At 65.8% G+C, this 24,681-nt stretch carries 29 protein-coding genes; 17 read left to right on the forward strand and 12 right to left on the reverse strand.

Going from position 1 to position 24,681, the window contains the following annotated elements; all coding sequences use genetic code 11:
* Positions 1–76: 76 nt before the first annotated feature.
* The 4 genes from A7Q26_RS22055 to rsmI all read right to left on the reverse strand — a co-directional run bounded on the left by A7Q26_RS22055 (position 77) and on the right by rsmI (position 3,053).
* Positions 77–748: a DedA family protein gene (locus tag A7Q26_RS22055; RefSeq protein ID WP_066864577.1), complete on the reverse strand. Its 672-nt coding sequence runs from the start codon at positions 746–748 to the stop codon at positions 77–79.
* 83 nt (positions 749–831) lie between these two features.
* The gene (gene gshB, locus A7Q26_RS22060; RefSeq protein ID WP_066864581.1) at positions 832–1,806 is read right to left on the reverse strand and encodes a glutathione synthase; all 975 of its coding nucleotides are present in this window, start codon (positions 1,804–1,806) and stop codon (positions 832–834) included.
* Positions 1,807–1,860: 54 nt separating this feature from the next.
* Entirely contained in the window at positions 1,861–2,214 is a 354-nt protein-coding gene (locus A7Q26_RS22065; RefSeq protein ID WP_066864583.1) for a YraN family protein, read from the reverse strand.
* Complete coding sequence (gene rsmI / locus A7Q26_RS22070; RefSeq protein WP_066864585.1) at positions 2,211–3,053, reverse strand: 16S rRNA (cytidine(1402)-2'-O)-methyltransferase; 843 nt, start codon at positions 3,051–3,053, stop codon at positions 2,211–2,213. The genes A7Q26_RS22065 and rsmI overlap by 4 nt, the downstream gene beginning before the upstream one ends.
* Positions 3,054–3,121: 68 nt before the next feature.
* Between rsmI and A7Q26_RS22075 the strand changes: the two genes are divergently transcribed.
* Positions 3,122–4,282, forward strand: coding sequence for a penicillin-binding protein activator (locus A7Q26_RS22075; protein ID WP_157102668.1), 1,161 nt, complete (start codon positions 3,122–3,124; stop codon positions 4,280–4,282).
* Between the two features lie 88 nt (positions 4,283–4,370).
* Positions 4,371–5,597, forward strand: a complete 1,227-nt coding sequence (locus A7Q26_RS22080; RefSeq protein WP_066864588.1) for a dicarboxylate/amino acid:cation symporter — start codon at positions 4,371–4,373, stop codon at positions 5,595–5,597.
* A 3-nt stretch (positions 5,598–5,600) separates the two neighbouring features.
* Here the strand turns inward: A7Q26_RS22080 and A7Q26_RS22085 are convergent, their stop codons facing one another.
* From A7Q26_RS22085 to mutM, 4 genes are all read right to left on the reverse strand, one after another.
* Positions 5,601–6,209, reverse strand: coding sequence for a peptidylprolyl isomerase (locus A7Q26_RS22085; protein ID WP_066864594.1), 609 nt, complete (start codon positions 6,207–6,209; stop codon positions 5,601–5,603).
* 42 nt (positions 6,210–6,251) lie between these two features.
* Entirely contained in the window at positions 6,252–7,652 is a 1,401-nt protein-coding gene (dnaA, locus tag A7Q26_RS22090) for a chromosomal replication initiator protein DnaA (RefSeq protein WP_066864598.1), read from the reverse strand.
* A gap of 406 nt (positions 7,653–8,058) precedes the next feature.
* Entirely contained in the window at positions 8,059–8,322 is a 264-nt protein-coding gene (rpsT, locus tag A7Q26_RS22095; protein ID WP_066864601.1) for a 30S ribosomal protein S20, read from the reverse strand.
* A 116-nt stretch (positions 8,323–8,438) separates the two neighbouring features.
* Positions 8,439–9,266, reverse strand: coding sequence for a bifunctional DNA-formamidopyrimidine glycosylase/DNA-(apurinic or apyrimidinic site) lyase (mutM, locus tag A7Q26_RS22100; protein WP_066865277.1), 828 nt, complete (start codon positions 9,264–9,266; stop codon positions 8,439–8,441).
* Between the two features lie 82 nt (positions 9,267–9,348).
* Here mutM and A7Q26_RS22105 point away from each other — a divergent pair, with 82 nt between their 5' ends.
* From A7Q26_RS22105 to A7Q26_RS22135, 7 genes are read left to right on the forward strand one after another with little or no spacing between them, the layout of a single operon-like run.
* Entirely contained in the window at positions 9,349–10,080 is a 732-nt protein-coding gene (locus tag A7Q26_RS22105; protein ID WP_066864603.1) for a class I SAM-dependent methyltransferase, read from the forward strand.
* A gap of 7 nt (positions 10,081–10,087) precedes the next feature.
* Positions 10,088–11,629 (forward strand): 2-polyprenylphenol 6-hydroxylase, encoded by a 1,542-nt coding sequence (gene ubiB / locus A7Q26_RS22110; protein WP_066864606.1) that lies wholly within the window; start codon positions 10,088–10,090, stop codon positions 11,627–11,629.
* The gene (locus A7Q26_RS22115; protein WP_066864609.1) at positions 11,626–12,900 is read left to right on the forward strand and encodes a bifunctional phosphopantothenoylcysteine decarboxylase/phosphopantothenate synthase; all 1,275 of its coding nucleotides are present in this window, start codon (positions 11,626–11,628) and stop codon (positions 12,898–12,900) included. The genes ubiB and A7Q26_RS22115 overlap by 4 nt, the downstream gene beginning before the upstream one ends.
* On the forward strand, positions 12,875–13,330 hold the full coding sequence (dut, locus tag A7Q26_RS22120; protein WP_066864612.1) for a dUTP diphosphatase: 456 nt from the start codon (positions 12,875–12,877) through the stop codon (positions 13,328–13,330). Before A7Q26_RS22115 ends, dut begins: the two co-directional genes overlap by 26 nt.
* Before the next feature lie 4 nt (positions 13,331–13,334).
* On the forward strand, positions 13,335–13,817 hold the full coding sequence (locus A7Q26_RS22125) for a hypothetical protein (RefSeq protein WP_066864619.1): 483 nt from the start codon (positions 13,335–13,337) through the stop codon (positions 13,815–13,817).
* Positions 13,814–14,581: a HesA/MoeB/ThiF family protein gene (locus A7Q26_RS22130; RefSeq protein WP_066865280.1), complete on the forward strand. Its 768-nt coding sequence runs from the start codon at positions 13,814–13,816 to the stop codon at positions 14,579–14,581. The genes A7Q26_RS22125 and A7Q26_RS22130 overlap by 4 nt, the downstream gene beginning before the upstream one ends.
* Positions 14,569–14,934, forward strand: coding sequence for a DsrE family protein (locus A7Q26_RS22135; protein WP_066864621.1), 366 nt, complete (start codon positions 14,569–14,571; stop codon positions 14,932–14,934). The genes A7Q26_RS22130 and A7Q26_RS22135 overlap by 13 nt, the downstream gene beginning before the upstream one ends.
* Before the next feature lie 3 nt (positions 14,935–14,937).
* Here A7Q26_RS22135 and A7Q26_RS22140 read toward each other — a convergent pair whose 3' ends face one another.
* Together A7Q26_RS22140 and A7Q26_RS22145 are read right to left on the reverse strand one after the other, a co-directional pair.
* Positions 14,938–15,117: a hypothetical protein gene (locus A7Q26_RS22140; protein ID WP_066864624.1), complete on the reverse strand. Its 180-nt coding sequence runs from the start codon at positions 15,115–15,117 to the stop codon at positions 14,938–14,940.
* A gap of 107 nt (positions 15,118–15,224) precedes the next feature.
* Entirely contained in the window at positions 15,225–15,680 is a 456-nt protein-coding gene (locus A7Q26_RS22145) for an ExbD/TolR family protein (RefSeq protein ID WP_066864627.1), read from the reverse strand.
* 172 nt (positions 15,681–15,852) lie between these two features.
* On the opposite strand from A7Q26_RS22145, the gene thrS reads away from it, so the two are divergent.
* The gene (thrS, locus tag A7Q26_RS22150; RefSeq protein WP_066864630.1) at positions 15,853–17,850 is read left to right on the forward strand and encodes a threonine--tRNA ligase; all 1,998 of its coding nucleotides are present in this window, start codon (positions 15,853–15,855) and stop codon (positions 17,848–17,850) included.
* A gap of 131 nt (positions 17,851–17,981) precedes the next feature.
* A complete protein-coding gene (gene infC / locus A7Q26_RS22155) occupies positions 17,982–18,515 on the forward strand; it encodes a translation initiation factor IF-3 (protein ID WP_066864633.1) in 534 nt (177 codons plus the stop codon).
* A gap of 99 nt (positions 18,516–18,614) precedes the next feature.
* Here infC and A7Q26_RS22160 read toward each other — a convergent pair whose 3' ends face one another.
* Entirely contained in the window at positions 18,615–19,358 is a 744-nt protein-coding gene (locus tag A7Q26_RS22160) for a hypothetical protein (RefSeq protein ID WP_066864636.1), read from the reverse strand.
* Positions 19,359–19,516: 158 nt separating this feature from the next.
* Here A7Q26_RS22160 and A7Q26_RS25445 point away from each other — a divergent pair, with 158 nt between their 5' ends.
* Together A7Q26_RS25445 and rarD are read left to right on the forward strand one after the other, a co-directional pair.
* Entirely contained in the window at positions 19,517–19,738 is a 222-nt protein-coding gene (locus tag A7Q26_RS25445) for a hypothetical protein (protein WP_066864639.1), read from the forward strand.
* 17 nt (positions 19,739–19,755) lie between these two features.
* Entirely contained in the window at positions 19,756–20,637 is an 882-nt protein-coding gene (gene rarD / locus A7Q26_RS22170) for an EamA family transporter RarD (protein WP_232313893.1), read from the forward strand.
* 12 nt (positions 20,638–20,649) lie between these two features.
* Here rarD and A7Q26_RS22175 read toward each other — a convergent pair whose 3' ends face one another.
* Entirely contained in the window at positions 20,650–21,993 is a 1,344-nt protein-coding gene (locus tag A7Q26_RS22175; RefSeq protein ID WP_066864642.1) for a dihydroorotase, read from the reverse strand.
* A 68-nt stretch (positions 21,994–22,061) separates the two neighbouring features.
* Between A7Q26_RS22175 and ygfZ the strand changes: the two genes are divergently transcribed.
* From ygfZ to rpsK, 4 genes are all read left to right on the forward strand, one after another.
* Positions 22,062–22,799: a CAF17-like 4Fe-4S cluster assembly/insertion protein YgfZ gene (gene ygfZ, locus A7Q26_RS22180; protein WP_066864645.1), complete on the forward strand. Its 738-nt coding sequence runs from the start codon at positions 22,062–22,064 to the stop codon at positions 22,797–22,799.
* Entirely contained in the window at positions 22,796–23,542 is a 747-nt protein-coding gene (locus A7Q26_RS22185) for a glutaminyl-peptide cyclotransferase (protein ID WP_066864648.1), read from the forward strand. Before ygfZ ends, A7Q26_RS22185 begins: the two co-directional genes overlap by 4 nt.
* Before the next feature lie 232 nt (positions 23,543–23,774).
* On the forward strand, positions 23,775–24,143 hold the full coding sequence (gene rpsM, locus A7Q26_RS22190) for a 30S ribosomal protein S13 (RefSeq protein ID WP_066864651.1): 369 nt from the start codon (positions 23,775–23,777) through the stop codon (positions 24,141–24,143).
* Between the two features lie 75 nt (positions 24,144–24,218).
* Complete coding sequence (rpsK, locus tag A7Q26_RS22195; protein ID WP_004208752.1) at positions 24,219–24,608, forward strand: 30S ribosomal protein S11; 390 nt, start codon at positions 24,219–24,221, stop codon at positions 24,606–24,608.
* Positions 24,609–24,681 lie beyond the last annotated feature (73 nt).

The raw sequence follows: 24,681 nt of genomic DNA on the forward strand, positions 1-24,681 counted from the left end.
TGTTCCGTGGAGATCCCATCGCCCAGACGCGCTCAGTCAGAAAACGACACTCTGCTACCCACCCAATGTCAGATTATCATTCTTGTGCCTGCCCCTTCGGCTTCCACGTTATGAGCCGGTAGACATAGCCGATGACGCACAGTGCGATGCAGACGGTTGTGACCGGCCCAAGATACTTGTCGATCTCGCTTATGCGCTTGCCGAGGAAATAGCCTCCATAGGCCAGCAGCGTATTCCAGATGAGCGCTCCGGCTGTTGTGAACGCTAAAAACCGCCCGTGCGTGTTGAGGATGTGTAAAATCCTCCCTTTTACATCTGTACGGGCTTGGAAGCGGACATGGCCCATGCGGAAGAGGCCCGCTGGCAGCGAAATCATGGTGCGCAGCGCGGGCATGAAGCGGAAGACGAACACGACGATCTGCCCATATTTGCCGAACAGCCGGTCGAGCGCCTCGACATCATGCCATTCCAGTGTCGCCCAGCGGCCATAGCGGTCGACCAGGGGCTTCAGGCGCGCAAACCCCAATATATGGCCGACCAGATACCAGAAATAATTGCCGACCGTGGTGCCCAGCGTCCCGGCGAAGAGCAGCCAGGCCATCTCCATCCGCCCCTGCCCGACGCGGATGCCCCCGATCCCCATGATGAGTTCGGACGGGATGGGCGGAAAGACATTTTCGAGGATCATCAGGACGAAGATGCCCCAATAACCGCCCGCATCGATCAGGCGGAGAACCCAGTCGGTCATGAATATATGCTCACTCGGTTCTCAGGGACACGAACGGTGGTGATAACGCGCGTCCTCCTCCTCCGTTCAATACAGGTCGTTGACTAGTCCGCCGCGCGCAGCGCCAGCCGGGCGTCGATCGCGTCCCAGATCATGCCGCCGGTATCGGTGCCGTCAAAACCGTCGATCGACACGATCCCGGTGGGCGAAGTCACGTTGATTTCGGTCAGCCATTGCCCGCCGATCACGTCGATCCCCACGAAGAGCAGCCCGCGCGCCTTGAGTTCCGGACCAAGCGCGGCGCAGATTTCGCGTTCCTTCTCGGTCAGTTCCGTCTTGGCGGCCGATCCGCCGACGGCCAGGTTCGACCGTATCTCGCCCTTGCCGGGAATGCGGTTAACCGCGCCCGCGACGTCTCCGTCGATCAGGACGATGCGCTTGTCGCCCTCCGCGACGCCGGGGATGAAGGCCTGGACCATGAAGGGTTCGACCCAGGAAGCATTGAACAGTTCCACCAGCGCGGACAGGTTCGCCCCCGACTGGCCGACATGGAACACCGCATTGCCGGCATTGCCGTAGAGCGGCTTCACCACGATCTCGCCATGCTCGGCGAGGAAGCGCCTTACCTGCGCCAGGTCGCGCGTGATCATCGTCGGCGGCATGAAACGCGCATAGTCGAGCACGAACAGCTTTTCGGGCGCGTTGCGGACGCTGGCCGGATCGTTCACCACCAGCGTCTCTTCCTGCACCCGTTCGAGCAGATGGGTGGCGGTGATATAGCTGAGGTCGAATGGCGGGTCCTGCCGCATCAGCACGACATCGACGTCACGGCCGAGGTCGATCACCTCCTCCGGGCCGAAGGCGAAATGGTCGCCATCCACCTTCTGCACCTTCACCGGCCGCGCCCTGGCCAGTACGCGTCCGTCGGACAAGGTCAGGTCAGGCGCCAGATAATGATAGAGCCGATGCCCGCGCGCCTGCCCCGCCAGCATGATGTGAAAGGTCGAATCGCCCGCGATCCTGATACCCTCCATCGGGTCCATCTGCACGGCGACGGTCAGGGGGTTGAGTTCGGTCATTCAGAAAACCTTCCACTAACGACGACATTTCGGGATGGTTGACGGGGTAGACGATCACCCCCCATGCCAGACATTGGCCAGATGGCGTGGCGGGCGGCCCGGCGCAAGGAGGATGACGTCGATTCGCATGTCGTCACCGGGTTTTGCCAGCTGGTGCCAGAGGATGTCCGCCGCCGCCGCGACCCGCGCCAGCCGCCGTTCGTCGATCGCCTGATCGAGTTCCGCCGCCGATCCGCGCGCCTTCACCTCGACGAAGGCCAGCATCGATCCCCGACGCGCGACCAGATCGACCTCTCCCGCCGGCGTCCGCATCCGCCGGCCGACAATCTGCCAGCCTTTCAGGCGCAACCACCAGCCGGCGATGCGTTCGGCCTGCCGCCCGCGCCTTTCCGCCTGTTGGCGGCTCACCCCTTCAATTCCATCGCCCGGTCATAGAGGGTCCGACGGTCGAGGCCGAATTTCTTCGCCACCTCGCCCGCCGCCTTCGACACGGGCAGACGCGCCATCGCCTCCAGCAGCGCGGCGTCCGCATCCTCGGCGCTGGGCGGCGGAGCCTCGCCGGGCGGGCCGACGATGACAACGATCTCTCCCTTGGGCGGCGCGTCAGCGTAGCGGGCGGACAGGTCCGTGAGGGTGCCGGTCGCCGTTTCCTCGAACGCCTTGCTGATCTCCCGGCTGACCGCCGCGTCCCGGTCGCCCAGATGCGCAGCCATGGCGGACAGGCTCTCCGACAGGCGCGGGCCGCTTTCGTAGAAGACCAGCGTCGCCCGCAATGCCGCCACCTCGTTCAACGTATCGCCCCGCGCCTTCGCCTTGGCCGGCAGGAAACCCATGAAGAGGAAGCGGTCGGTCGGCAGGCCGGACAGCGTCAGCGCCGCGATCGCCGCGCTGGGACCAGGCAGGGTCGTGATCTTGCGCCCGGCGGCGCGCGCATCGCGCACCAGCTTGTAGCCCGGATCGGAGATGAGCGGCGTGCCCGCGTCCGACAGCAGCGCGACCGATTCGCCCGCCATCCGCTCCACCAACCGCTGGCGCACATTTTCGGCGCTATGGTCATGATAGGGAATCATCGGCCGATCCGACCCGGCATGACGCAGCAGCCGTGCGCTCACCCGTGTATCTTCCACGGCGATCACATCGGCCAGCCGCAGGACTTCGGCGCCGCGCGGCGTAAGGTCTCCGAGGTTGCCGATCGGCCCCGCAACAATGTAAAGCCCCGGCTCAAGCCCTGAATTTCGAGTTTCCATAAGGACGCCAGATGACAGAGACGGATGCCGCCCGGCAAGCCCCCCGGCAAACCCATGTGTTCGCCGCAATGAAACGGGGCGCGCGGATCGCCTTCATGGGGGCAGCCCTGTTCCTCGCCGCCTGTCAATCGATCGTGCCCAAGGGGCCGGCGCCGGCGGCCCCCAGCGGCCCTGCCCAGCCGACCGGGCCGGACGTGACGCAGGGCCTGCCCACCGACACGACCCGCCATCGCGTGGCGTTGCTGGTACCGATGAGCGGCCCCAATGCCGGGGTCGGCCAGTCGATCGCCAACGCCACGACGCTGGCGCTGCTCGATACCCGGACCGACAAGGTGCGGATCACCACCTATGACACCGCGCTGGGTGCGGCGGCGGCCGTGAACCGGGCGCTGGCGGAGGGCAATCGCCTGATCCTGGGCCCGTTGCTGGCGGAGGATGCGCGTGTGGTCGGACCGATCGCGGCGCGCGCCAATGTGCCGGTGATCAGCTTTTCCAACGACGCCAGCATCGCGGGCAGCGGCGTCTACATCATGGGCTATAATCCCAACCAGTCGATCGAGCGGGTCGTCGGCTTTGCGCGCGGCAAGGGACTGAGCCGGTTCGGCGCGCTGGTGCCGCGCGGCACCTATGGCGAACGCGCCGGCAATGCGCTGCTGCGCGCGGTCGAGCAGGCCGGCGGAACGGTGGTGTCGATGCAGAGCTTCGACCGGTCGCCCGCGTCGATCACGGCGGCGGTCAAGAAGTTGCAGGCTTCGTCCAGCTATGACGCGCTGCTGATCGCCGACAGCGGCCGGGTGGCGTTGCAGGTCGCGCCGATCGTCCGGAAAAATGGCGGCGCGAGCGCCCGGCTGTTGGGCACGGAACTGTGGAACACGGACACCGCGCTGGCGTCCAGCCCAGTGCTGCGCGGCGCCTGGTTCGCCAGCGTGTCGGACACGCTCTATGGCCAACTCGCCAACAAATATCGCGCCCGCTACGGCAGCGCGCCCTTCCGCCTGTCTTCGCTCGGCTATGACGCCGTACTGCTGACAGTGCGGATCGCGCAGGACTGGAAGCCGGGCAGCCCCTTCCCCAATGCCCGGCTGCGCGACGCGGGCGGCTTTTCCGGCATTGACGGCGCCTTCCGCTTCACCCGGGGCGGCATTGCCGAACGCGCGCTGGAAGTCAGCGAAGTGGGGGCGGGCGCCCTGTCGGTCGTCGATCCTGCCCCGCGTGGCTTCGGCGAATAATCTTCTGTTGTTCTAAGGACATGGCGGCCTAGACTGGACCGGTCCGTTTGCCCTGAGCGATGCGGACCAGAGAAGGGGAAAGCCGTCCATGTCCTTGACCGTCCGCATCCTGATCGCCCTCGTCGCGGGGCTGGCCTGCGGCATCGCACTCGCCGAATGGGGCGGACCTTGGGAAGCGGATGTAGTGGCCATCGCCCAGCCGGTGGGCAAGGCTTGGCTCGGCGGCCTCCAGATGCCGCTCATCCCCCTGATCTTCGCCTTGCTGGTGACGGGCATCGCCCAGGCGGCGACCACGGCCCGCAGCAGCGGCATGGCGGGCCGGGCGATCGGCCTGTTCGCGATCCTGCTGGTCGGGTCGGCCGGCGTTGCGGCGCTGGTCGGACCGCTGATGCTGCACCTCTGGTCCGTTCCGGCCGGCGCGGTCGGCGCGCTTGCAGGCGCCGGGCCCGTTACCGACGTGCCCGACATGCGGCCCTCGGCCGAATGGCTGCTGGGCTTCATCCCGGTCAATCCGCTGAAATCCGCCGCCGATGGGCAGGTCGTCGCCGTCGTCCTGTTCGCGCTGGTCTTCGGCTTTGCGGTGACGCGCATCGCAGAGGAACGACGCGGCCAGCTCACCGGCCTGTTCGACGCTCTGGCCGATGCGCTGTTGGTGGTGGTAAACTGGGTGCTGTGGCTCGCGCCGATCGGCGTCTTCGCACTGGCGCTGGTGGCTGGTGCGCGATCGGGCCTGGCCACGGCAGGTGCGCTGCTCCACTATATCGGCTTCATCGTGCTGATCTGCGTCATCGTGACGCTGCTGGTCTATCCGCTGGTCGTCATCATGGGCCGCATCGCGCCCGGCCGCTTCGCCCGCGCCGCTTTCCCCGCGCAGGCTATAGCCTTCTCGACGCAAAGCTCGATCGCCTCCCTGCCCGCCATGATCCAGGCGAGCGACGGGCCGCTCGCGGTGCGCGAAACCAGCCGCAGCATCGTGCTGCCGCTCGCCATCTCGCTGTTCCGCATCACCAGCCCGCCCGCCAATCTGGGCGTGGCCCTCTATGTGGCCGCCATGAACGGCGTGGCGCTGGGGCCGACGCAGCTCGTCATGGGCGTGGCGGTAGCGGCGATCGTCAGCCTGGCGGCGGTGGGCCTGCCCAGCCAGATCACCTTCTTCACCACCACCGGCCCGATCTGCCTGGCCATGGGGGTGCCGGTCGAGGCGCTGCCGCTGTTGCTGGCCGTGGAAACGGTGCCCGACATCTTCCGCACCGTGGGTAATGTGACCGCCGACATGGCGGCGGCGCGAATCATCGACCGAGGGTACAGAGAATAATATTCAGGGCAGTCGGCGCGCGGTGAGGATCTTGACCGGCGTCTCCAGCATCTGCCCCTTCATTACCCCTTCCTCCCTGGTCGGGGACTTGGGCGCGACCAGGATCGCCTTCACCACGTCCAGCCCATCGACCACATGGGCGAAGACGGCGAAGCCCTGATTGTCGCCGGCGGATTGCGGCTGCGCGTCCATCGCCGGCATCTTGCCCAGCACCACGAAGAAATCCCCGGTCGCGCTGCCCGGCGCGTAGCGCGCCATCGACAGCGCCCCCTCATCATGGGTGAGGCCGGTCTGCGTCGTCGGCTCATGCCGGATGGGCGGAAGAATCCGCTTCGGATCATTCTGCGCCCCGCCCTGAACGAAGCCATAGTCCGCCGCGCCGACGCCGCGATAGAATTGAGTGCCGTCGAGCCGCTTCTGATCGACATATTTCAGGAAATTGCCGGCGGTGATCGGCGCCCTGTCGATGTGGACGGCGACGACGATCCGCCCCCTCTCGGTATCGAGCGCGACCCGGACGTCGGCGGGATTGGGCGCAGCTGGCTCCGACTGCGCAATCGCAGGGGACAGGCTGAGGGCGGCGAGCAGGAAAAGGGCGAACTGGCGAATCATCGCGCCAGCCTAGCCGATCATGTGGCCAGCGCCAGAGGGCCGTCAGCCCTCCAGCTGGCGCAGCAGCGCGCGGACGTCGGCGTCCATGTCGGGATTGCTCTCGCGCAGCGCCTCGATCGTGCGTACCGCGTGAATCACCGTGCTGTGATCGCGCCCGCCGAAGATACGGCCGATTTCGGGCAGCGATCGCGGCGTCATCTTCTTGGCGAGATACATGGCGACCTGGCGCGGACGGGCGACCGCGCGGGCGCGGCGCTTGGAGCGCATCTCGGATGGATCGATCTTGAAATGGGCCGCGCAGGCCTTCTGAATCTCGTCCACGGTAACGCGGCGGGCGTTGGCGCGCACTGCGTCGGCCAGCATCCCCTGCGCGAAGTCGAGGTCGATCGAGCGGCCGGTCAGCTGGCCATAGGCGACCAGCTTGTTGAAGGCCCCCTCCAGCTCGCGCACGTTCGAGCGAATCGAGCGCGCGAGGAAGTCGATCACGGCATCGGGCACCGGGGGATCGCCAGCGACGGCGCGCTTCGATTCGAGGATGGCGAGTCGCAGGTCGAGATCGGCCGGACGGATGTCGGCGACGAGACCACCCGCCAGGCGCGACAGGATGCGCGCGTCGATCGATTCGAGCATCTGCGGCGCCCGGTCGGCGGTCACGACGATCCGCGCGCCCGTGTCGATCAGGTCGTTGATCGTGTGCAGAAACTCCTCCTGCGTCGATCCCTTGCCCGCGATGAACTGGACATCGTCGATCAGCAGCAAGCGCGCCGCGCGCAGCCGCGCCTTGAACGCCATCGTCTCGTTGGCGCGCATCGCGCTCACGAATTCGACCATGAAACGCTCGGCCGACATGTAAAGGACCGGCTCCGAAGGCGAGTGCGCGGAAAAGGCCGCCGCGATCGCGTGGAGCAGATGCGTCTTCCCCTGGCCGGTGGCGCCATGGATGAAGAGCGGGGTGAAGCGCGGCTGGGCTTCGCCCGCCATCGCCTGGGCCGCGGAAAAGGCGAGCCGGTTGGTTTCGCCCACGACGAATTCGGCAAAGCCATGGCGCGGCTGGAAATTGGAGGCGATCGGCGATTCGGCCGGCTCGGTTGCGGCCGGTTCGAGATGCACGACTTCCAGCAGGCGCGGGCCAGTGGCGTCGGGTGCGCGCCGCACGCGTACTTCCCGCACGCCGACGCCAGCGCTGCGCCATGCCATGCGCAGGCGATCGCCGAACTGGCCCGAAACGAAATTGGCGCTGAAGTCGGTCGCGACGAACAGGTCGAGCGTCTGCGATTCGGAGCAATAGTCACCCAAGCGGGCGGGCTTCAGCCACTGGTCGAACAGGCGCGCACCCAGATCGCGGCGCAAACCGGCGCGGATGGCAGTCCAGGCGGACTCCAGGCCAGCCATATCCTGCGTTTCCAATGCCCGTCGACCAACCACTGCTGCCCTGTCCTTCATTGCCAAGTCGTCCCCCCAGACCCCGCATCATATGGCGCAAACATGGTTGTTCGGGAAAGCACACGCTTCCCCGAGCATCTTGCATCATCTGACATTGTGACGGCCGCCGAATGTGATTCGAGTGGCGGCCGGAGGATCAAAATAGACAGGCCCGCTTGGCCGGATCAAGGCCGTCCCGGTTCAAAAAAGTGAAATAAAGCCGTTGACTCAGCGAATCCGCGGAAAAGCAAATATCGGAAAATAATACTTATTTTTCAGATATTTAGTCGTGAGCGATTTTGGCCATGGGGGTCGAATCGCAGGAATTGCGCGGATGTCAAAAAGTGACTGGCATGTGAACGAACGATGAAAAGCCCGCCCCGGAGATCCGGGGCGGGCTCTCAATTCCGATAATCCCTTGGAGGGATCAGGCGATCGCGCTGACGGCCTTGGTCAGGCGGCCGAACTTGCGCGCGGCGGTGTTCTTGTGCAGCACGCCGCGGGCGACGCCGCGGGCCAGTTCGGGCTGGACCGACTGCAGCGCGGTGGCGGCGGCGTCCTTGTCACCGGCGGTGATGGCGGCTTCCACCTTCTTCACCAGGGTGCGGATCCGGCTGATGCGGGCGCCATTGATCGCGGCGCGACGCTCGTTGCGACGGATGCGCTTCTTGGCTTGCGGCGTATTGGCCATTCTATTCCTCGGTTCTCGTCAAATCTCGGGAAGAGGCCAATCGACGGTCCGACCTGCCTCGTGAAGGTGCGCCCCTTACAGGGGTTCACGGCAGGCGTCAACCGCCCGGACCCGCGCTATTTCTGGCATTTCGGGCAGAAGAAGGTCGATCGGCCGCCATCGACTCGCCGCAAGACCGTGCCACCGCAAAGGCACGGCTCGCCTTCGCGCCCGTAAACACGCCATTGTTTGGAAAAATAGCCCAGTTCCCCATCGGGCCGCGCATAATCGCGCAGCGTGGATCCGCCTGCGACGATCGCGGCCGACAACACATCGCGAATCGCCTCGACCAGCAGCGTCAGCCGCGGACGGCTGATCTTGCCCGCGGGTCGAGTCGGGGCAATGCCCGCCATGTTGAGCGCTTCGCACACATAGATATTGCCCAACCCCGCCACGATCCGCTGGTCCAGCAGCGCGGCCTTGATCGACGTCGCCTTGCCCCGGAGCGCGGCGGCGAGCCGAACGGCGTCGAAATCCGGGCCGAGCGGTTCCGGTCCCATGCGGGTGAAGGGGGCATAGGCCCGCCACGCATCGGACCGGACGAGATCGAGCGACCCGAATCGGCGCGGGTCGTTGAGCGAGAGAAGATGGCCCTGCCCTGACTCCCTCGGCGCCGTCTCCAGCAGCAGATGGTCGTGCGCGCCGATCTCCGCCGGGTCGATCCGCCAGCGTCCCGACATGCCGAGATGGAAGATCATCATGTCGCCGCGATCGGTTTCGATGAGGCCATATTTGGCGCGGCGCGACAGGCCCGTGACAGTCGCACCGGTCAGCCGCTGGCGCAGGTCGACCGGGATGGGAAAGCGCAGGTCGGCGCGACGCGGCTCCACCCGCGTCAGAATGCTCCCCTGAAGGACGGAACGCAGGCCCGCGACGGTGGTTTCGACTTCGGGAAGTTCTGGCATGAACGGCATCTAGGAAAGGTCAGGCAGAATAACCAGCTTCTTGGCTGGAACAGCGCCGCATCTCTGTCTAGAGGGCTTCATCATGAGCGAAACAGCATCCTTCGGCTATCGCGACGTCGATGCCGCCGAAAAGGCGGGCATGGTCCGCGCAGTCTTCTCCAATGTTGCGGCAAAATATGACCTGATGAACGACGCCATGTCGGGCGGCGCGCATAGGCTGTGGAAGGACCAGTTCGTGCGGCGCGTGAAGCCGCGCGCCGGGGAACAGATTCTCGACATGGCGGGCGGCACGGGCGATATCGCGTTCCGGATGCACAGGCTTGGCGCGCATGTCACGGTTTCGGACATCAATCCCGAGATGCTGGCCGTGGGCGTCGAGCGGGCACAGAAGAAAGGGTATGAGGGGCTGATCTGGTCGGAGCAGAATGCCGAACAACTGACCTTCGGCGACCGCGAATTCGACGCCTATACGATTGCTTTCGGCATCCGCAACGTCACCCATATCGACGAGGCGCTGCGCGAGGCCCATCGCGTATTGAAGTTCGGCGGGCGCTTCTTCTGCCTGGAATTCTCCACCACCACCTGGCCGGGCTTTTCGGACGTCTATGACGTCTATTCGCACAAGCTGGTGCCGCAGCTTGGCAAGCTGTTCGCCAATGACGCGGACAGTTATCGCTACCTGATCGAATCGATCCGCCGCTTCCCCCCCATGCCGAAATTCGAAACCATGATCCGCGAGGCAGGCTTCGTGAACACGAAGGTCGAACCGATCCTGGGCGGGCTGGTGGCGATCCATTCGGGCTGGAAGATCTGACGCCGGCATGACCGCCCATATCACCCATATCTTCCGCCTCCTGAAATGGGGGCGCACACTGGCACGGCACGGCGCCTTGCGCGGGATCGAGCGCGATCCGCTGACGCCCGGCCCGGTCCGCCGGCTGGTCCGCATCGCCCGTTTCGGCGCACGCGTGCCCAGGCAACCGCGCTATGCCGACGCCTTCCAGTCGATCGGCCCGGCGGCGATCAAGCTGGGCCAGACGCTGGCGACCCGGCCCGACCTGGTCGGCGATCATGCCGCCAACGATCTGTTGCGCTTGCAGGACGCCCTCCCCCCGGTCCCGTTCGACACGATCAGGGCGCAGATCGAGACCAGCTTCGGCCGGCCGCTCGAAGCGCTCTACAGCCGCTTCGACGAAGTGCCGGTCGGCGCCGCATCGATCGCGCAGGTGCATCGCGCACTTACCACCGACGGGCGCGACGTGGCGGTCAAGGTGATCCGGCCCGGCGTAATCGACCAGTTCAACCGCGACATCCAGACCTATGAATGGGCGGCCGCCCATGTCGAGGAGCTTGGCGGCGAGATCGCCCGCCTGCGCCCGCGCCTGGTCATCGCCAACATGAAGCGATGGACCGCGCGCGAACTGGACCTGCGACGCGAGGCAGCCTCCGCCTCCGAACTCAGCGAAGCCATGGAGGCGATGCCCGGCTATCGCATCCCCGCCATCGACTGGGACCGCACGACCGGCAAGGTCATGACGATGGAGTGGATCGACGGCATCAAGATTTCCGATCGCGATGCACTGATCGCGGCGGGCCATGACGTCAAGGAACTGGCCGCGCGCCTCGTCAACGCCTTCCTGCGGCAGGCCATTGCCGAGGGCTTCTTCCACGCCGACATGCATCAGGGAAACCTGTTCGTGACCGCCGACGGCGACATCGTCGCGATCGACTTCGGCATCATGGGCCGGATCGACCGGCGCGCCCGCATGTGGCTGGCCGAGATTCTCTATGGTCTCATCACCGGCAACTACAAGCGCGTCGCGGAAATCCATTTCGAGGCGCAATATGTGCCCGCCCATCATAATGTCGCCGAGTTCGCCACCGCCCTGCGCGCAGTGGGTGAACCGATGCGCGGCAAGCCGGTCCGCGAATTGTCGGTCGGGGGGATGCTGGACGGCCTGTTCGCCATCACCCGCGACTTCGACATGCAGACCCAGCCGCACCTGCTGCTGCTGCAAAAGACGATGGTGATGGTCGAGGGCGTCGCGACCGCGCTCGACCCCGACATCAACCTGTGGGAGACGAGCGGTCCCTATGTGAAGTCGTGGCTGCGCGACGAACTGGGGCCGGAGGCGAAGGCCGCCGATACGCTGATCGAAAACTGGCGCACGCTCCAGCGGCTTCCGGGCCTGGTGAAGAGGATCGAGGACGCCTTCCCCGAAAAGGGCGGCGCCCCGCCCCCGCCCCCGCTGACCGAAGTAAAGCTGATCCGCGTCGGCGGCGGCTGGCGCTATGCAGCCGTGGCGGTGATGGCGGCGGCGGCTGGTGTGCTGGGCGCTGCGGTCCTACATCTGCAGCTATGACCCAGCGCGTCCTTCTTATCGTCTCCGGCGGCATTGCGGCTTATAAGGCGCTTGAACTGGTGCGCCTGCTGCGCAAGCGCGGTGTCGCGGTGCGGGCGGTGCTGACGGAAAGCGCAAAGCAGTTCGTGACGCCGCTCAGCCTTGGCGTGCTGACGGAGGATCAGGTCTTTGATGACCTGTTCGACCTCAAGGCCGAGCGGGAGATCGGCCATATCCAGCTGTCGCGCCAGGCCGATCTGGTCGTCGTCGCGCCCGCGACCGCCAATATCCTCGCCAAGATGGCGAACGGCATCGCCGACGACCTGGCCACGACCCTGCTGCTCGCCACCGACAAGCCGGTGCTGGCGGTGCCCGCGATGAACGTGCGGATGTGGCATCACAAGGCGACGCAGCGCAATCTGGAGCGGCTCCATGCCGATGGCGTCCACGTCATGACGCCTGACGACGGCGAAATGGCGTGCGGCGAATATGGCAAGGGGCGGCTGCCTGAACCGGAGGCAATCGCGGCGGAGATCGAACGCCTGCTGGCGATGCCGCGCAGCGTCGATCCGCTGGCGGACCAGCCCGACTTTGCCAGCGATGCGCGGTCGGTTGCCGATCCGCGCGATCCGAACGGGACTTTGGCGGGCAAGCATATCCTTATCACCGCCGGGCCGACGCACGAGCCGATCGACCCGGTGCGCTACATCGCCAATCGCTCGTCGGGCAAGCAGGGCTTCGCCATCGCCGCCGCTGCCGCAAGGGCCGGCGCGCGGGTGACGCTGGTGGCCGGGCCGGTGCATCTGGCGACCCCCACAGGCGTCGACCGGGTGGATGTGGAAACCGCGCGGCAGATGCTCGCCGCCGTCGAGGCAGCGTTGCCCGCCGACGCCGCGATCATGGTCGCCGCCGTCGCCGACTGGCGCACCGCCGACGCCGCCGATCAGAAGCTCAAGAAGGACGGCTCCGGCCAGCCCGCACCGCTCGCCCTCGTCGAAAATCCAGACATCCTCGCGACGCTGGGCCATCATGCGCAGCGCCCCGCCTTGCTGGTCGGCTTCGCCGCCGAGACGCAGAAGATCGCCGACCATGCCCGGGCGAAGCTGGCGAAGAAGGGCGCGGACTGGATCGTCGCCAACGACGTGTCCGGCGACGTGATGGGCGGCGACGCCAACGCCGTGCAGATCGTCACCGCCGCTGGCATCGAAACATGGCCCGTCCTGCCAAAGGGCGAGGTCGCCACGAAACTCATCGCGAAGGTCGCCCATGCCCTCTCCGCTCTCGCCGATTGAAATAAAGCTCAAGCGCCTGCCTCATGGCGAAGGACTGCCCGTCCCCGCCTATGCCACCGCGCACGCCGCCGGCATGGACGTGGTGGCGGCCGAGGAACTGGTGCTGGAACCGGGCGGCCGCCATGCGGTGGCGACCGGATTCGCGATGGCGATCCCCGAAGGCTATGAGGTGCAAGTACGCCCCCGCTCCGGCCTGGCGCTGAAACATGGCATCAGCCTGCCCAACACGCCCGGCACGATCGACGCCGACTATCGTGGCGAATTGAAGATCATCCTCATCAATCTGGGTGACCTGCCCTTCGGTATCGCGCGGGGCGACCGCATCGCCCAGCTGGTCGTCGCGCCGGTGCAGCTTGCCAGCTTCGCGGAAGTCGATAGTCTCGACGATACCGCCCGCGGACAGGGGGGCTTTGGTTCCACAGGAGTGTGATGCGATGACGATGCTGCTTTCGCTGATGCTGGCTGCGGCGCCGGTGGCGGCCGCCACCCCGCCCATGCCCCAGGATCTGGGCAGCGTCCCGGTCATAGAAGGCTGGCTGGGCCGCAAGGTTTCGCCGCGCTGGTCGGAGGAGGTCGCCCGCCTCTATCGCCATGGCGAATGCAGCGGCGCCGTCAATCATGAAGGCTCCTGGCTGCTGGAGATCGACATGCTGTTTCTGCTGTCGCCCGAGGGCAAGCCGTTGAAGATCGCCCCGGTCAACGCCAATTGCCCGGACGTGGAACAGTTCGTCAGCCGCCGCATCCTCGGCACGCTAAGCCATTCTTTCCGCCCGGGCCGGAGCAGTGCCGTGGTGGAACCCGTCATGGCGGACGGTCGGCCCCTTGGCACCGTCCGCAGCACGTCGGGCGACATCAGCCCTGCGACACCTGTGTGGAAGCGCTCACAGGTCCGCTTCCTGTGGTCCGACGCGCCATGATCCTGAGGGACGATCAGCTGGAACGCTATGCCCGCCACATCATCCTCAAGGAGATTGGCGGCGCGGGCCAGGCCCGGCTGCTCGGCGCCGATGTCGCCGTGATCGGGGCTGGCGGCATCGGCAGCCCGGCAATCCTGTATCTGGCCGCGGCGGGCGTGGGCACCATCCGCGTGATCGATCATGACGCGGTGGCACTGTCCAATCTGCAACGCCAGGTCCTCTTCGGCACGGCCGATGTCGGCGCGCCCAAGGCGGAGGCGGCGATGACGGCGGTAGCGCGGATCAATCCCGACGTGAAGCTCATCCCGATCAACACCCGGATCGACGCCGGCAATGCCGACCTGATCCTGCGCGAGGCGGATGTCGTGCTGGACGGCTGCGACAATTTCGACACCCGGCTTGCCGTCGCCGACGCGGCGCAACGGCTGCGGATTCCGCTCGTGTCGGCGGCGGTCGGCCCGTTCGAGGGGCAACTCGCCACCTATCGCGGCTGGGAAGGCGACAAGCCCTGCTATCGCTGCCTGGTCGGCGCGCCGGAGGACGCGGCGGAGCGCAATTGCGCGGAAACCGGCGTGATCGGGGCGCTGACCGGCGCGATCGGCAGCCTTGCCGCGCTGGAGGTGATCCGCGCGCTGGTGCCGTTCGGCACCGACATGGCGGGCAAACTGTTGATCGCCGATCTCCTCTCCATGCGTTTCCGCACGCTCGATGTCGCGAAAGACCCCGCCTGCTCTGGCTGCGCCGTGGAACTATGCGTCCCCTGAGGATCGTCGTCGCGACGGCGGAGGCGGAGCGGCTGCGCGGGGCACTGGTGCTGGCGGCTGCACAGGCGGCGCTGGGAGGAGAAGCGGCTCTTTTCCTTCAACTCGATGCCGTAGCGCTGCTGCGGACGCCCATCGCCGCCCCGCGCGATGCCGCGCATCAGGCGGCGGGGCTGCCGGCCCTGGCCGCGCTGGTGGAGGAAGCGATCGGCCTTGGCGTGACGATCACGGCCTGCCAGAGCGGCCTGGCGCTGGCCGGCCTGGTGGCCGATGATTTGCCGCATGGCGTGGAGATTGGCGGCCCGGTCGGCTTCCTTCAGCAGTCGGATGAGGCGGCGCGCCTGCTCTTCGCCTGAAAATCAGCGAATGACGGGCAGGTAACGGCGCACCTGTCGGGCCGCTTCGGCTCCGGGCATCGCCTGCGGCGAGGCATCGACCTTGGGATCAGTACGCAGCAGCGGCAACATGCCGACATGCGCGGCGCCCCAGAAGGCGGCGTAGCAAAGCAGGGCCGTCAGCGCGTAACGCATCACCTTCATTCCGAGCCTCCCTTCCCGCGCGGGATTTACCCGCTCCGCAGGCCAGCGGCAAGCCGCTTGCAGGCAGCGTCCGGGGCTTCGCCATACGGGAAAGGAAGCGCAGGCTCTCAGAAGCCCGCATAGCGTTCATTGCCGACAAAACCGAGTCTGGTCACGCCCGATCGCTTGATGTCGGCCAGCACTTCGTCGACCGTGACATAACGGGCGGCCGCATCCGGCTGGAACTGGAGTTCCGGTTCCACCGGCAGCCGCAGCGAGGCGGCCAGATATTGCCGCAGCATCAGCCGATCGACCGCCGCGCCGTTCCAACGGACCACGCCGCCTGCATCGATCGTCACCTTGTTCTTCACCGGATCGGGACGCGGCAGGTTCGTTTCGATCGGCGCCTGGGGCAGGTCGATGCCGATGCTGTGCGTCTGGATCGGGATGGTGATGATGAACATGATCAGCAGCACCAGCATCACGTCGATGAGCGGCGTCGTGTTCATCTCCGACATCGGGAGCGCGTCCATCGACGACCCGCTCCCGGCGCGTGACTGGGGTCTTGCGAAGCTCAAAGCCATAAAGTCCCTCCTTGCGTTTATTATGATATATCAACACATACACCATGCGCGCAGCCGCTTCTGTTGGCAAGAGGGCTTCTATTGACAGGGCGGGCGGCCCATTTAAGGGGAAGGCGCGGCTTTTCAGGGCCGCCGATCAGCCCATTCAACAGAAAGACCACTCGTGTCCGCCATGCTCAAGATCACCCTGCCCGATGGTTCCGTGCGTGAAGTCGCGCCCGGCACTACGCCGGCGGATATTGCGGCGGCGATCGGGCCGGGCCTGGCCAAGGCGGCCATCGCGGCGCGAGTCGATGGCGAGTTGCGCGACATCATGCGCCCGCTGGAGGCTGACGCCCAGCTGGCGCTGGTGACATCGCGGGATGAGGCCGACGCACTCGAACTGGCACGGCACGACTTTGCGCATGTGCTGGCCGAAGCGGTCCAGGCGCTGTTTCCGGGCACGCAGATCACCTTCGGCCCGGCGACGGACGACGGATTCTATTATGACTTCGCGCCGCCAATCATCGACGGAAAGCCGCGTCCTTTTACAGAGGAAGACCTGCCGGCGATCGAGGCGGAGATGCGCAAGATCATCGCTGCCGACAAGCCCTTGCGCCGCGAAGTGATCGACCGCGACACCCTGATCGCCCAGTGGCGTGCGGCCGGCGAGACGTTCAAGGCGGAATGGGCCGCCGAACTGCCCGCAGGCGAGGAACTGACCGTCTATCATTCGGGTGACGGCTGGTACGACATGTGCCGCGGGCCGCATCTGGCCTCGACCGGCAAGCTCGACCCCGCCGCCTTCAAGCTGACCCGCGTGTCGGGCGCCTATTGGCGCGGCGACCAGAAGAACGCGATGCTGTCCCGCATCTACGGCACCGGCTGGCTCAACAAGAAGCAGCTGGCCGAACATCTGACGCGGCTGGAGGAAGCAGGCAAGCGCGACCATCGCAAGCTGGGCGCGGAAATGGACCTGTTCCACCTCCAGCAGGAAGCGCATGGCAGCGTCTTCTGGCACCCGAAGGGCTATCTGATCTGGCGCGAACTGGAAGCCTATATGCGCCGCGCCATCGACGCTGCGGACTATCGCGAGGTGAAGACACCGCAGGTGATGGACGCGCGCCAGTGGGAACAGTCGGGCCATTGGGGCAAATATCGCGAAAACATGTTCGTCATCCCCGACGAAGTGCCCAATGTCGATGATGAAGGCCCGCTGGTGTCGGACGATGCCGACTGGATGGCGCTCAAACCGATGAACTGCCCGGCGCATGTCCTGATCTTCCGCCAGGGGATCAAGAGCTATCGCGATCTGCCCTTGCGCTTCTACGAAAATGGCTGCTGCCACCGCAACGAGCCGCATGGCGCGCTGCATGGCCTGATGCGCGTGCGCCAGTTCACGCAGGACGACGCGCATATCTTCTGCCGCGAGGACCAGATCGTCGAGGAAGTTCGCGCCTTCTGCGCGCTGGCCGACCGCATCTACAAGGATTTCGGTTTCACCTATTCGATCAAGCTGGCGCTGCGCCCGGAAAAGCGCTTCGGCAGCGACGAGATGTGGGACAAGGCTGAAACAGAGCTGCGCAACGCGGTGGCCGCCGCTGGCCTCAACACGCCCGAATATGGCTGGGAGGAATTGCCGGGCGAAGGCGCCTTCTACGCGCCCAAGCTGGAATGGCACCTGACCGACGCGATCGGACGCACCTGGCAGGTCGGCACGATCCAGTCCGACCGCGTGCTGCCCGAACGACTCGACGCCTCTTATGTCGGAGAAGATGGCGAGCGGCACCGTCCGGTCATGCTTCACCGCGCCATTTTCGGCAGCTATGAACGCTTCATCGGCATATTGATCGAACATTATGCGGGCAAGTTTCCGCTCTGGCTGGCCCCGGTGCAGGCGGTGGTCGCGACCATCGTGTCGGACGCCGACGACTATGCGAGGGCTGCCGTCGAAAAGCTGCGCGCGGCCGGTATTCGTGCAGAACTCGACATCCGCAACGAGAAGATCAACTACAAGGTGCGCGAGCATAGCCTTGGAAAAGTGCCCAATCTGCTGGTCGTCGGTCGGCGAGAGGCGGACGAGGGCACGGTGGCGCTGCGCGAACTGGGCAAGGAGGGGCAGAGCTTCCTTTCGCTCGATGATGTCATCGAACGTCTTGCAAAAGAAGCCAGGGCACCCGATATGCAGTGAGGCAGAAATGCCATAAGGGTGCGTGATTCCGTTACGGCGGAAGCACGCACCCCTTTCGGCTTTTCGCAAAAGCCGCTAAGAGCCGTCCGTTTTTCGAAACGACCATAGGAGATATTGCTATACGTCCCCCGATGATGCGCCGCCCGATGGCGCCGCCGCCGAAGTCCGGCCCCCGTTATAACGAATTCATCAGCGTGCCCAAGGTGCGCGTGATCGATGACGAAGGCGAAAATCTGGGTGTGATGTTTACGCAGGAGGCGATTGAGCGCGCCTATGAGATCGGCCTCGATCTCGTCGAAGTGTCGCCCAACGCCGATCCGCCGGTCTGCAAGTTCCTGGACATCGGCAAATATAAGTACGAGGCCCAGAAGAAGGCGAACATCGCCCGCAAGACCCAGAGGACGCAGGAGATCAAGGAGATCAAGATGCGTCCGAACATCGACGATCATGACTATGATACGAAGATGAAGAAGGTCCATGACTTCATCGGCGAGGGCGACAAGGTGAAGATCACCCTGCGCTTCCGCGGCCGCGAACTCAGCCACCAGCAGCTCGGCATGAACCTGCTCCAGCGCGTGGCCGAAAATGTCGCCGAAATCGCCAAGGTCGAAGCCTATCCGCGCATGGAAGGCCGCCAGATGCTGATGGTGCTGGCCCCGAAATAAGCGGGTCGCGACCTGTAAATGCATGATTTGTCGGGCGGGGTCTGGAAACAGGCTCCGCCCTGCTGCTTTCCGGAACAGGGAAGCCCGCGCCGATCGGTGCTAGCGCCCATTGTCCGCGATGATGTCCACGCCGGTCTTGCCGCCGGGAGCGTCGGTGAAGAGGATGAAATAGGCGCTGCCATCGGCCGCGCGCGTGCCGCCCAGCACATGGTCGCCACCCATGATCTTGTGCTCGCCGTCATAACCGGCGCGGCGCGCGAGCGTATAATAATAGTCCATCACGCCCTGACGCGGGACCGGCGTGACGAAACTAGCCGCGCGCAGGGTGCAGCCATCGACTTGCGCGCCCGCCGCTTCGGTCAGTTGCCCGCCGGGGTAGAGGGTGAAGGGTTCAGGCAGGCGCTGCGCCCATTCCATGCCATAGCTCAGCTTCTTCGCGCAGCCGGCATTGCCGCCGCGACGCGCCGCCTGTTCTCGGGCCACGGCGCCCAGCGTCACGGTGGAGGCCATCGCTTCACCCTGGCTAGCGGCCGGTGCGGACAGCAGCTTGCCACCGGCCTGTTTCACCGCCAGGGCCTGCGCCTTGCCCGCATCGCCCGGCAACATCGGCACCGCGCCATTGGCGGGGCGGTCGGCGGGACGGACGGCATTGCGGTTGGACTGCCCCACCAGTTGCGGATCGACGACGATCGGATCGGCCAGCGCACCCTTGAGCGCCGGATCGGCGGCATTGTTGGTCAGCTGCGCATCAAGGGCAGCGAGATTGGCGTCCTTGTCGCCCTTGCCGCAGGCGGCGAGCGCGAGCGCCAGCGACATTATGCCGACGGACCGAATAAGCGCCATATTTTACTCCTTCGCCACCGGGCAATACGCCGTCGCAACTGCCATATTCAATCAAGGCCAGGCCGAATTGGCCCATTTTTCAGCGAAAGGCCAGTTTGGTCATACTGGCATCAGCGCCATGTCTTGCTCTGGGACAGGTTGGCGCCCATGTGTTGACGATGCTCAACATCCTTTCCGGCTTCATCGGCCTCGTGACCCTGATCCTGATGATCCCGGCGGTCTTCCCGCTGCTGGGAGCGCTCAACTGGCTCCTGGTGCCAATGGCCCTGTTCGGCGCCTTCATCGGCCTCATGTCCTCCAGGAAAAGCGGGCAGAATTTCTGCCTGATCGTGGCAGCCTTCGGCGCGCTGCGGCTGTTCCTGGGCGGAGGCATCATCTGACCCAGACCGATACCGAATTGCGGCGCGGCCTGCTGGCAGCGGTCGGCGCCTACGGCATATGGGGGCTGCTGCCGCTGTTCTTCCGGCTGCTCCACCATGTCGATCCGGTGGAGATCGTGACGCAGCGCGTCCTCTGGTCGCTGCTGCTGATACTGGGACTGCTTGCCCTGCGGCGCGGTCTGCCAGCCTTCCGCGTGGCGCTGCACACTCCGCGCCTGCTCGCGGCATTGGCTGCGTCCGCCCTGATGATTGCGATCAACTGGCTCACCTATGTCTGGGCGGTCAACAGCGGCCATGTGGTGGCCACAAGCCTGGGCTATTTCCTCAATCCGCTGGTCAATGTCGCCCTGGGCGTACTGCTGTTCAAGGAGCGGCTGCGACGCGCGCAGATGGCCGCGATCGGGGTCGCGGCCATCGGCGTCGCGATCCTCGCCGGCGCCGCCCTGACCAGCCTGTGGATCAGCCTGACGCTGGCGTTCAGCTTCGCCTTCTACGGCCTGCTGCGCAAGGTGACGCCCGTGGCGCCCATGACCGGCCTTGGCGTCGAAACGCTGCTGCTCGCCCCGCCGGCGCTCGCCTATCTCTTCTGGGAAGCGGGCCATGGCGGCGTCGGCTTCGGCCAGGATGCGCCGACGACCGCGCTGCTGATCGTGTCTGGCGCCGTCACCACCATTCCGCTGGTGCTGTTCGCCACCGCCGCCCAGCGCCTGCCGATGGCGACACTGGGCCTGCTGCAATATCTCGCCCCGACGCTGCAATTTCTGTGCGGCGTGCTGCTGTTCAGCGAGCGGCTGAGCAGCGGCCAGATAGCCAGCTTCGGCCTGATCTGGCTGGGGCTCCTCCTCTTCGCTGGCGACGGGATCGCGGCCGCCCGGCGGAACCGGGCGGCGACGGCCTGAAGATCCGCTCCCTCAGTTGAACTCGGTCGACTCGAATCGCACCGGTTCCCCCACCGCCTGATTGGCCAATGCGTCCTCCCACATCACGCGATGGCCGCGAATGATCGTGCCCACTGCCTTGCCGGTCAGGTCCATCCCCTCGAACGGCGACCAGTCGCAGCGCGAAGCGAGCCAGTCCTTGCCCACGGTCCAGCGCTTCTTGAGGTCGACGACGGTGAAGTCGGCGTCATAGCCGAGCGCGATACGCCCCTTGCCGGTCAGTCCGAACACGCGCTGCGGCCCCGAACTGGTCAACTCGATGAAGCGACGCAGCGTCAGCCGTCCTTCCGCCACATGGTTGAGCAGCAGCGGGACGAGCGTCTGCACCCCCGGCATCCCGCTGGGCGAAGCGGGATAGGGCTTGGCCTTCTCCTCGATCGTGTGCGGCGCATGGTCGCTGCCCAGCACGTCGGGCACGCCCTGGTTGAGCCAGAACCAGAGGCCGTCGCGGTGGGCGGCGCTGCGGATCGGCGGATTCATCTGCGCATGGCTGCCCAGGCGCGGATAGGCGTCCTCGGCCGCCATGGTCAGGTGCTGCGGCGTCACCTCGCAGGTGGCGACATCCTTGTTCTGGCCGATATATTCGAGTTCCGCGGGCGTCGTGACGTGCAGAATATGGATGCGGCGGCGCGCCTTGCGGGCCAGCGCGATGATTCGCTTCGTCGCGATCATCGCGCTTTCATCATCGCGCCAGACCGGGTGGGAGGACGGATCACCCTCGACCCGCAGATCCTTGCGCGCGTTCATCCGCGCCTCGTCCTCGGCATGGATGGCGACGCGGCGCGTGCCCGACGCCAGCACGCGGGACAGCGCATCGTCATCGTCCACCAGCAGGCTGCCGGTCGACGCGCCCATGAAGATCTTGACCCCCGACGTGCCGGGAATGCGCTCCAGCTCTTTCAGCTGTTCGGCATTGTCCGCGGTCGCGCCGACATAGAAGGCATGGTCGCACCACATGCGGTGATGGGCGCGCTTCAGCTTGTCATGCACGCGCTCGGCCGTGTCGGTGTTCGGATTGGTGTTGGGCATTTCGAACACGGCGGTGATCCCGCCCAGCACTGCGGCGCGGCTGCCCGATTCCAGGTCTTCCTTATGTTCGAGGCCCGGCTCGCGGAAATGGACCTGGCTGTCGATGCAGCCGGGCAGAACGTCCAGCCCGGTGCAGTCGATCACCTCGCCCGCCCCACCTGAACCTGCGCCCAGCAACGTGCCGATCGCCGCGATCCTGCCGCCGCGCACGCCCACATCCACGTTTTCCGCGCCGCCCGGCGTATGGACGGTGCCGTTCCTGAGGATCATGTCGAAGGTCTGGGTCATGGGATATTCCTATATTCCGTTCGCGCGGACGGCTTGGCTAAGTCGTGTCGCCGTCCTACCTAAAGCCGATGACCGGCACCACCCTGCGCGATCGCGCGATCCTCAGAATTTCAGGCGAGGAAGCCAAGCCCTTCCTGCAAGGCCTGCTCACCCGCGACGTAATGACGCTGACCGAAGGCTACCCCCGCTGGACCGGGCTGCTGACGCCGCAGGGCAAGGCGCTGTTCGATTTCATCCTGTGGGCGGATGGCGAGGATATCCTCATCGACTGCGAAGGTGGCCAGGCCGACGCGCTGGCCAGGCGCCTGACCCTCTACCGGCTGCGCCGAAAGGTCGTGATCGCCCATGACGAGTTGCGCGCCGTCCACTGGTCGCTTGGTGCAGGCGACAGGCCGTTCGACCCGCGCCTGCCCGCGCTGGGTCATCGCTGGCTGGCCCCCGCCGACGCAGGCGATGCCTCTGCCGCCTTCCGCGCCCATCGCCTCTCGCTCGGCATATTCGAAGGAGTGGCGGAGCTGGGGCAGGACCAGATTCTCTGGCTCGAAACCAATGCGGAAGAACTGAACGGCGTCGACTATGACAAGGGCTGCTATGTGGGGCAGGAGAATACGGCGCGGATGCACTATCGCAACAAGGTGAGCCGCCGCCTGGTCGCCGTCCCACTGGCGCAGGCCGACGAGAAGCGCCAGCGCGCCGCGCTTCCCGACCTTGGCCTGTCGGTCGAACTGAGGCGCGTCGAAACGCTCGACCCCGCCACCCTCCCCGCCTGGCTCGCTACGGCGGTCGAAGGACAGGCCGCCGAATGAAACGCGCCTTGCTCGCGCTCATCGCTGCCTTCGCGCTCGCCGCGCCGGCGCAGGCGGACACGCCCTGGACACTGGCCCGCGCCTACCCCCATGACCCCACGGCCTTCACGGAGGGGCTCTTCTATCTCGACGGCGCGCTCTATGAGAGCACCGGGCTGGAGGGCCGGTCGGACATCCGCAAGGTCGACCTCAAGACCGGCAGGATTCTCCAGCGGCGGGTCATCGACGGGCGCTATTTCGGCGAGGGCATCGTCAACTGGAAGGACCGCCTCATCAGCCTCACCTGGCGCCACCGGCAGGGCTTCGTCTGGAACCTCGCCGACTTCACGCCACTGTCCGACTTCCGCTATGAAGGCGAAGGCTGGGGCATGACCCAGGACGGGCGCGCCGTCATCATGAGCGACGGCAGCGCGCAACTGCGCTTCCTCGATCCCGAGAGCCTGGCCGAACAGCGCCGCATCACCGTGAGTTGGAACGGCCGCGCGGTCGATCGCCTCAACGAACTGGAGTGGGTGCGCGGCGAGATCTGGGCCAACATCTGGTATGACAGCCGGATCGCACGCATTGATCCCGCCACCGGGGCCGTGATCGACTGGATCGACATCGCCCCGCTGCTGAAGGAAGCCGGCGTCAGCGACAGCGAGGCAGTGGCCAACGGCATCGCCTATGACGCAGCCACCGACCGGGTGTTCGTGACCGGCAAGAACTGGCCCAGGCTGTTCGAGATCAGGGTGGCGCGCTGACTGCGGGAAGCCGCCATTCCACCAGCCGGGGAGTTGACTATTTTGGCACGAATCGCTATGCGCCCTCTTCCCCAACACGCTGGTGAGCGGCAGTGCATTCTGCACTAGCCGTCTTTTTTGCGTCTAGGGGAATAGGAAATCGGCCGTTTTTCCTCGCCAGGGAAGGGTGGCCCGGACGCTTTGAGATAGGGCGGGCGCTTGCCAACCCTGTGGAGCAGGAGATTAAATTACCATGGCACGTATTGCGGGTGTCAACATCCCGACCAACAAGCGCGTGATCATCGCGCTCACCTACATCCACGGCATCGGCCGCAAGACCGCCGTCGACATCGCCGACAAGCTGGGCATCGACCACAGCCGCCGCGTTCAGGACCTGTCGGACGCCGAAGTCCTGCAGATCCGCGAGACGATCGACGCTGGCCACACCGTCGAAGGTGACCTGCGTCGCGAAACCGCGATGAACATCAAGCGCCTGATGGACCTGGCCTGCTATCGCGGCCTGCGTCATCGCAAGGGCCTGCCGGTCCGCGGCCAGCGCACGCACACCAATGCGCGCACCCGCAAGGGCAAGGCGAAGCCGATCGCCGGCAAGAAGAAGTAATCGTTGAGGGTCGGTCCTTCGGACGGACCCTCCGGCGACTTCTGCTTTCAAACGATTTCAGTAGGATAGAGCAAAATGGCACGCGAACCCCAGCGCATCAAGCGCCGCGAACGCAAGAACATCTCGGCCGGCGTCGCGCACGTCAACGCCAGCTTCAACAACACCATGGTGACCATCACCGACGCCCAGGGCAACGCGATTTCGTGGTCCTCGGCCGGCATGATGGGCTTCAAGGGCAGCCGCAAGTCGACCCCGTATGCCGCCCAGGTGTGCGCCGAAGACGCCGGCCGCAAGGCCGCAGAACATGGCGTTCGCACGCTCGAAGTCGAAGTGAAGGGGCCCGGTTCGGGCCGCGAATCGGCCCTGCGCGCGCTGCAGGCCGTCGGCTTCCACATCACCTCCATCCGCGACGTGACGCCGATTCCGCACAACGGCGTGCGTCCGTCCAAGCGCCGCCGCGTCTGACACGCAGCGCTGCATGACATGCGGGCGGCGGACGCGTCGCCCGTTTACCCGTTTGCATCGCCGGAATGTCCTG

Source organism: Sphingobium sp. TCM1, assembly GCF_001650725.1.
Taxonomy (GTDB): domain Bacteria; phylum Pseudomonadota; class Alphaproteobacteria; order Sphingomonadales; family Sphingomonadaceae; genus Sphingobium.

What these genes read in the sequence shown, in the direction of transcription:
- ygfZ (WP_066864645.1), top strand. Translation starts at nt 22,062, where the DNA reads ATGACCGGCACCACCCTGCGCGATCGCGCGATCCTCAGAATTTCAGGC.
- A7Q26_RS22080 (WP_066864588.1), top strand. Translation starts at nt 4,371, where the DNA reads ATGTCCTTGACCGTCCGCATCCTGATCGCCCTCGTCGCGGGGCTGGCC.
- A7Q26_RS22175 (WP_066864642.1), bottom strand. Translation starts at nt 21,993, where the DNA reads ATGACCCAGACCTTCGACATGATCCTCAGGAACGGCACCGTCCATACG.
- ubiB (WP_066864606.1), top strand. Translation starts at nt 10,088, where the DNA reads ATGACCGCCCATATCACCCATATCTTCCGCCTCCTGAAATGGGGGCGC.
- rsmI (WP_066864585.1), bottom strand. Translation starts at nt 3,053, where the DNA reads ATGGAAACTCGAAATTCAGGGCTTGAGCCGGGGCTTTACATTGTTGCG.
- A7Q26_RS22160 (WP_066864636.1), bottom strand. Translation starts at nt 19,358, where the DNA reads ATGGCGCTTATTCGGTCCGTCGGCATAATGTCGCTGGCGCTCGCGCTC.
- dut (WP_066864612.1), top strand. Translation starts at nt 12,875, where the DNA reads ATGCCCTCTCCGCTCTCGCCGATTGAAATAAAGCTCAAGCGCCTGCCT.
- rpsT (WP_066864601.1), bottom strand. Translation starts at nt 8,322, where the DNA reads ATGGCCAATACGCCGCAAGCCAAGAAGCGCATCCGTCGCAACGAGCGT.
- A7Q26_RS22135 (WP_066864621.1), top strand. Translation starts at nt 14,569, where the DNA reads ATGCGTCCCCTGAGGATCGTCGTCGCGACGGCGGAGGCGGAGCGGCTG.
- A7Q26_RS22140 (WP_066864624.1), bottom strand. Translation starts at nt 15,117, where the DNA reads ATGAAGGTGATGCGTTACGCGCTGACGGCCCTGCTTTGCTACGCCGCC.
- A7Q26_RS22055 (WP_066864577.1), bottom strand. Translation starts at nt 748, where the DNA reads ATGACCGACTGGGTTCTCCGCCTGATCGATGCGGGCGGTTATTGGGGC.
- A7Q26_RS22105 (WP_066864603.1), top strand. Translation starts at nt 9,349, where the DNA reads ATGAGCGAAACAGCATCCTTCGGCTATCGCGACGTCGATGCCGCCGAA.
- A7Q26_RS22185 (WP_066864648.1), top strand. Translation starts at nt 22,796, where the DNA reads ATGAAACGCGCCTTGCTCGCGCTCATCGCTGCCTTCGCGCTCGCCGCG.
- dnaA (WP_066864598.1), bottom strand. Translation starts at nt 7,652, where the DNA reads ATGAAGGACAGGGCAGCAGTGGTTGGTCGACGGGCATTGGAAACGCAG.
- rpsM (WP_066864651.1), top strand. Translation starts at nt 23,775, where the DNA reads ATGGCACGTATTGCGGGTGTCAACATCCCGACCAACAAGCGCGTGATC.
- A7Q26_RS22130 (WP_066865280.1), top strand. Translation starts at nt 13,814, where the DNA reads ATGATCCTGAGGGACGATCAGCTGGAACGCTATGCCCGCCACATCATC.
- gshB (WP_066864581.1), bottom strand. Translation starts at nt 1,806, where the DNA reads ATGACCGAACTCAACCCCCTGACCGTCGCCGTGCAGATGGACCCGATG.
- mutM (WP_066865277.1), bottom strand. Translation starts at nt 9,266, where the DNA reads ATGCCAGAACTTCCCGAAGTCGAAACCACCGTCGCGGGCCTGCGTTCC.
- thrS (WP_066864630.1), top strand. Translation starts at nt 15,853, where the DNA reads ATGCTCAAGATCACCCTGCCCGATGGTTCCGTGCGTGAAGTCGCGCCC.
- A7Q26_RS22115 (WP_066864609.1), top strand. Translation starts at nt 11,626, where the DNA reads ATGACCCAGCGCGTCCTTCTTATCGTCTCCGGCGGCATTGCGGCTTAT.
- A7Q26_RS22085 (WP_066864594.1), bottom strand. Translation starts at nt 6,209, where the DNA reads ATGATTCGCCAGTTCGCCCTTTTCCTGCTCGCCGCCCTCAGCCTGTCC.
- A7Q26_RS22075 (WP_157102668.1), top strand. Translation starts at nt 3,122, where the DNA reads ATGAAACGGGGCGCGCGGATCGCCTTCATGGGGGCAGCCCTGTTCCTC.
- A7Q26_RS25445 (WP_066864639.1), top strand. Translation starts at nt 19,517, where the DNA reads ATGCTCAACATCCTTTCCGGCTTCATCGGCCTCGTGACCCTGATCCTG.
- rpsK (WP_004208752.1), top strand. Translation starts at nt 24,219, where the DNA reads ATGGCACGCGAACCCCAGCGCATCAAGCGCCGCGAACGCAAGAACATC.
- A7Q26_RS22145 (WP_066864627.1), bottom strand. Translation starts at nt 15,680, where the DNA reads ATGGCTTTGAGCTTCGCAAGACCCCAGTCACGCGCCGGGAGCGGGTCG.
- infC (WP_066864633.1), top strand. Translation starts at nt 17,982, where the DNA reads ATGATGCGCCGCCCGATGGCGCCGCCGCCGAAGTCCGGCCCCCGTTAT.
- A7Q26_RS22125 (WP_066864619.1), top strand. Translation starts at nt 13,335, where the DNA reads ATGACGATGCTGCTTTCGCTGATGCTGGCTGCGGCGCCGGTGGCGGCC.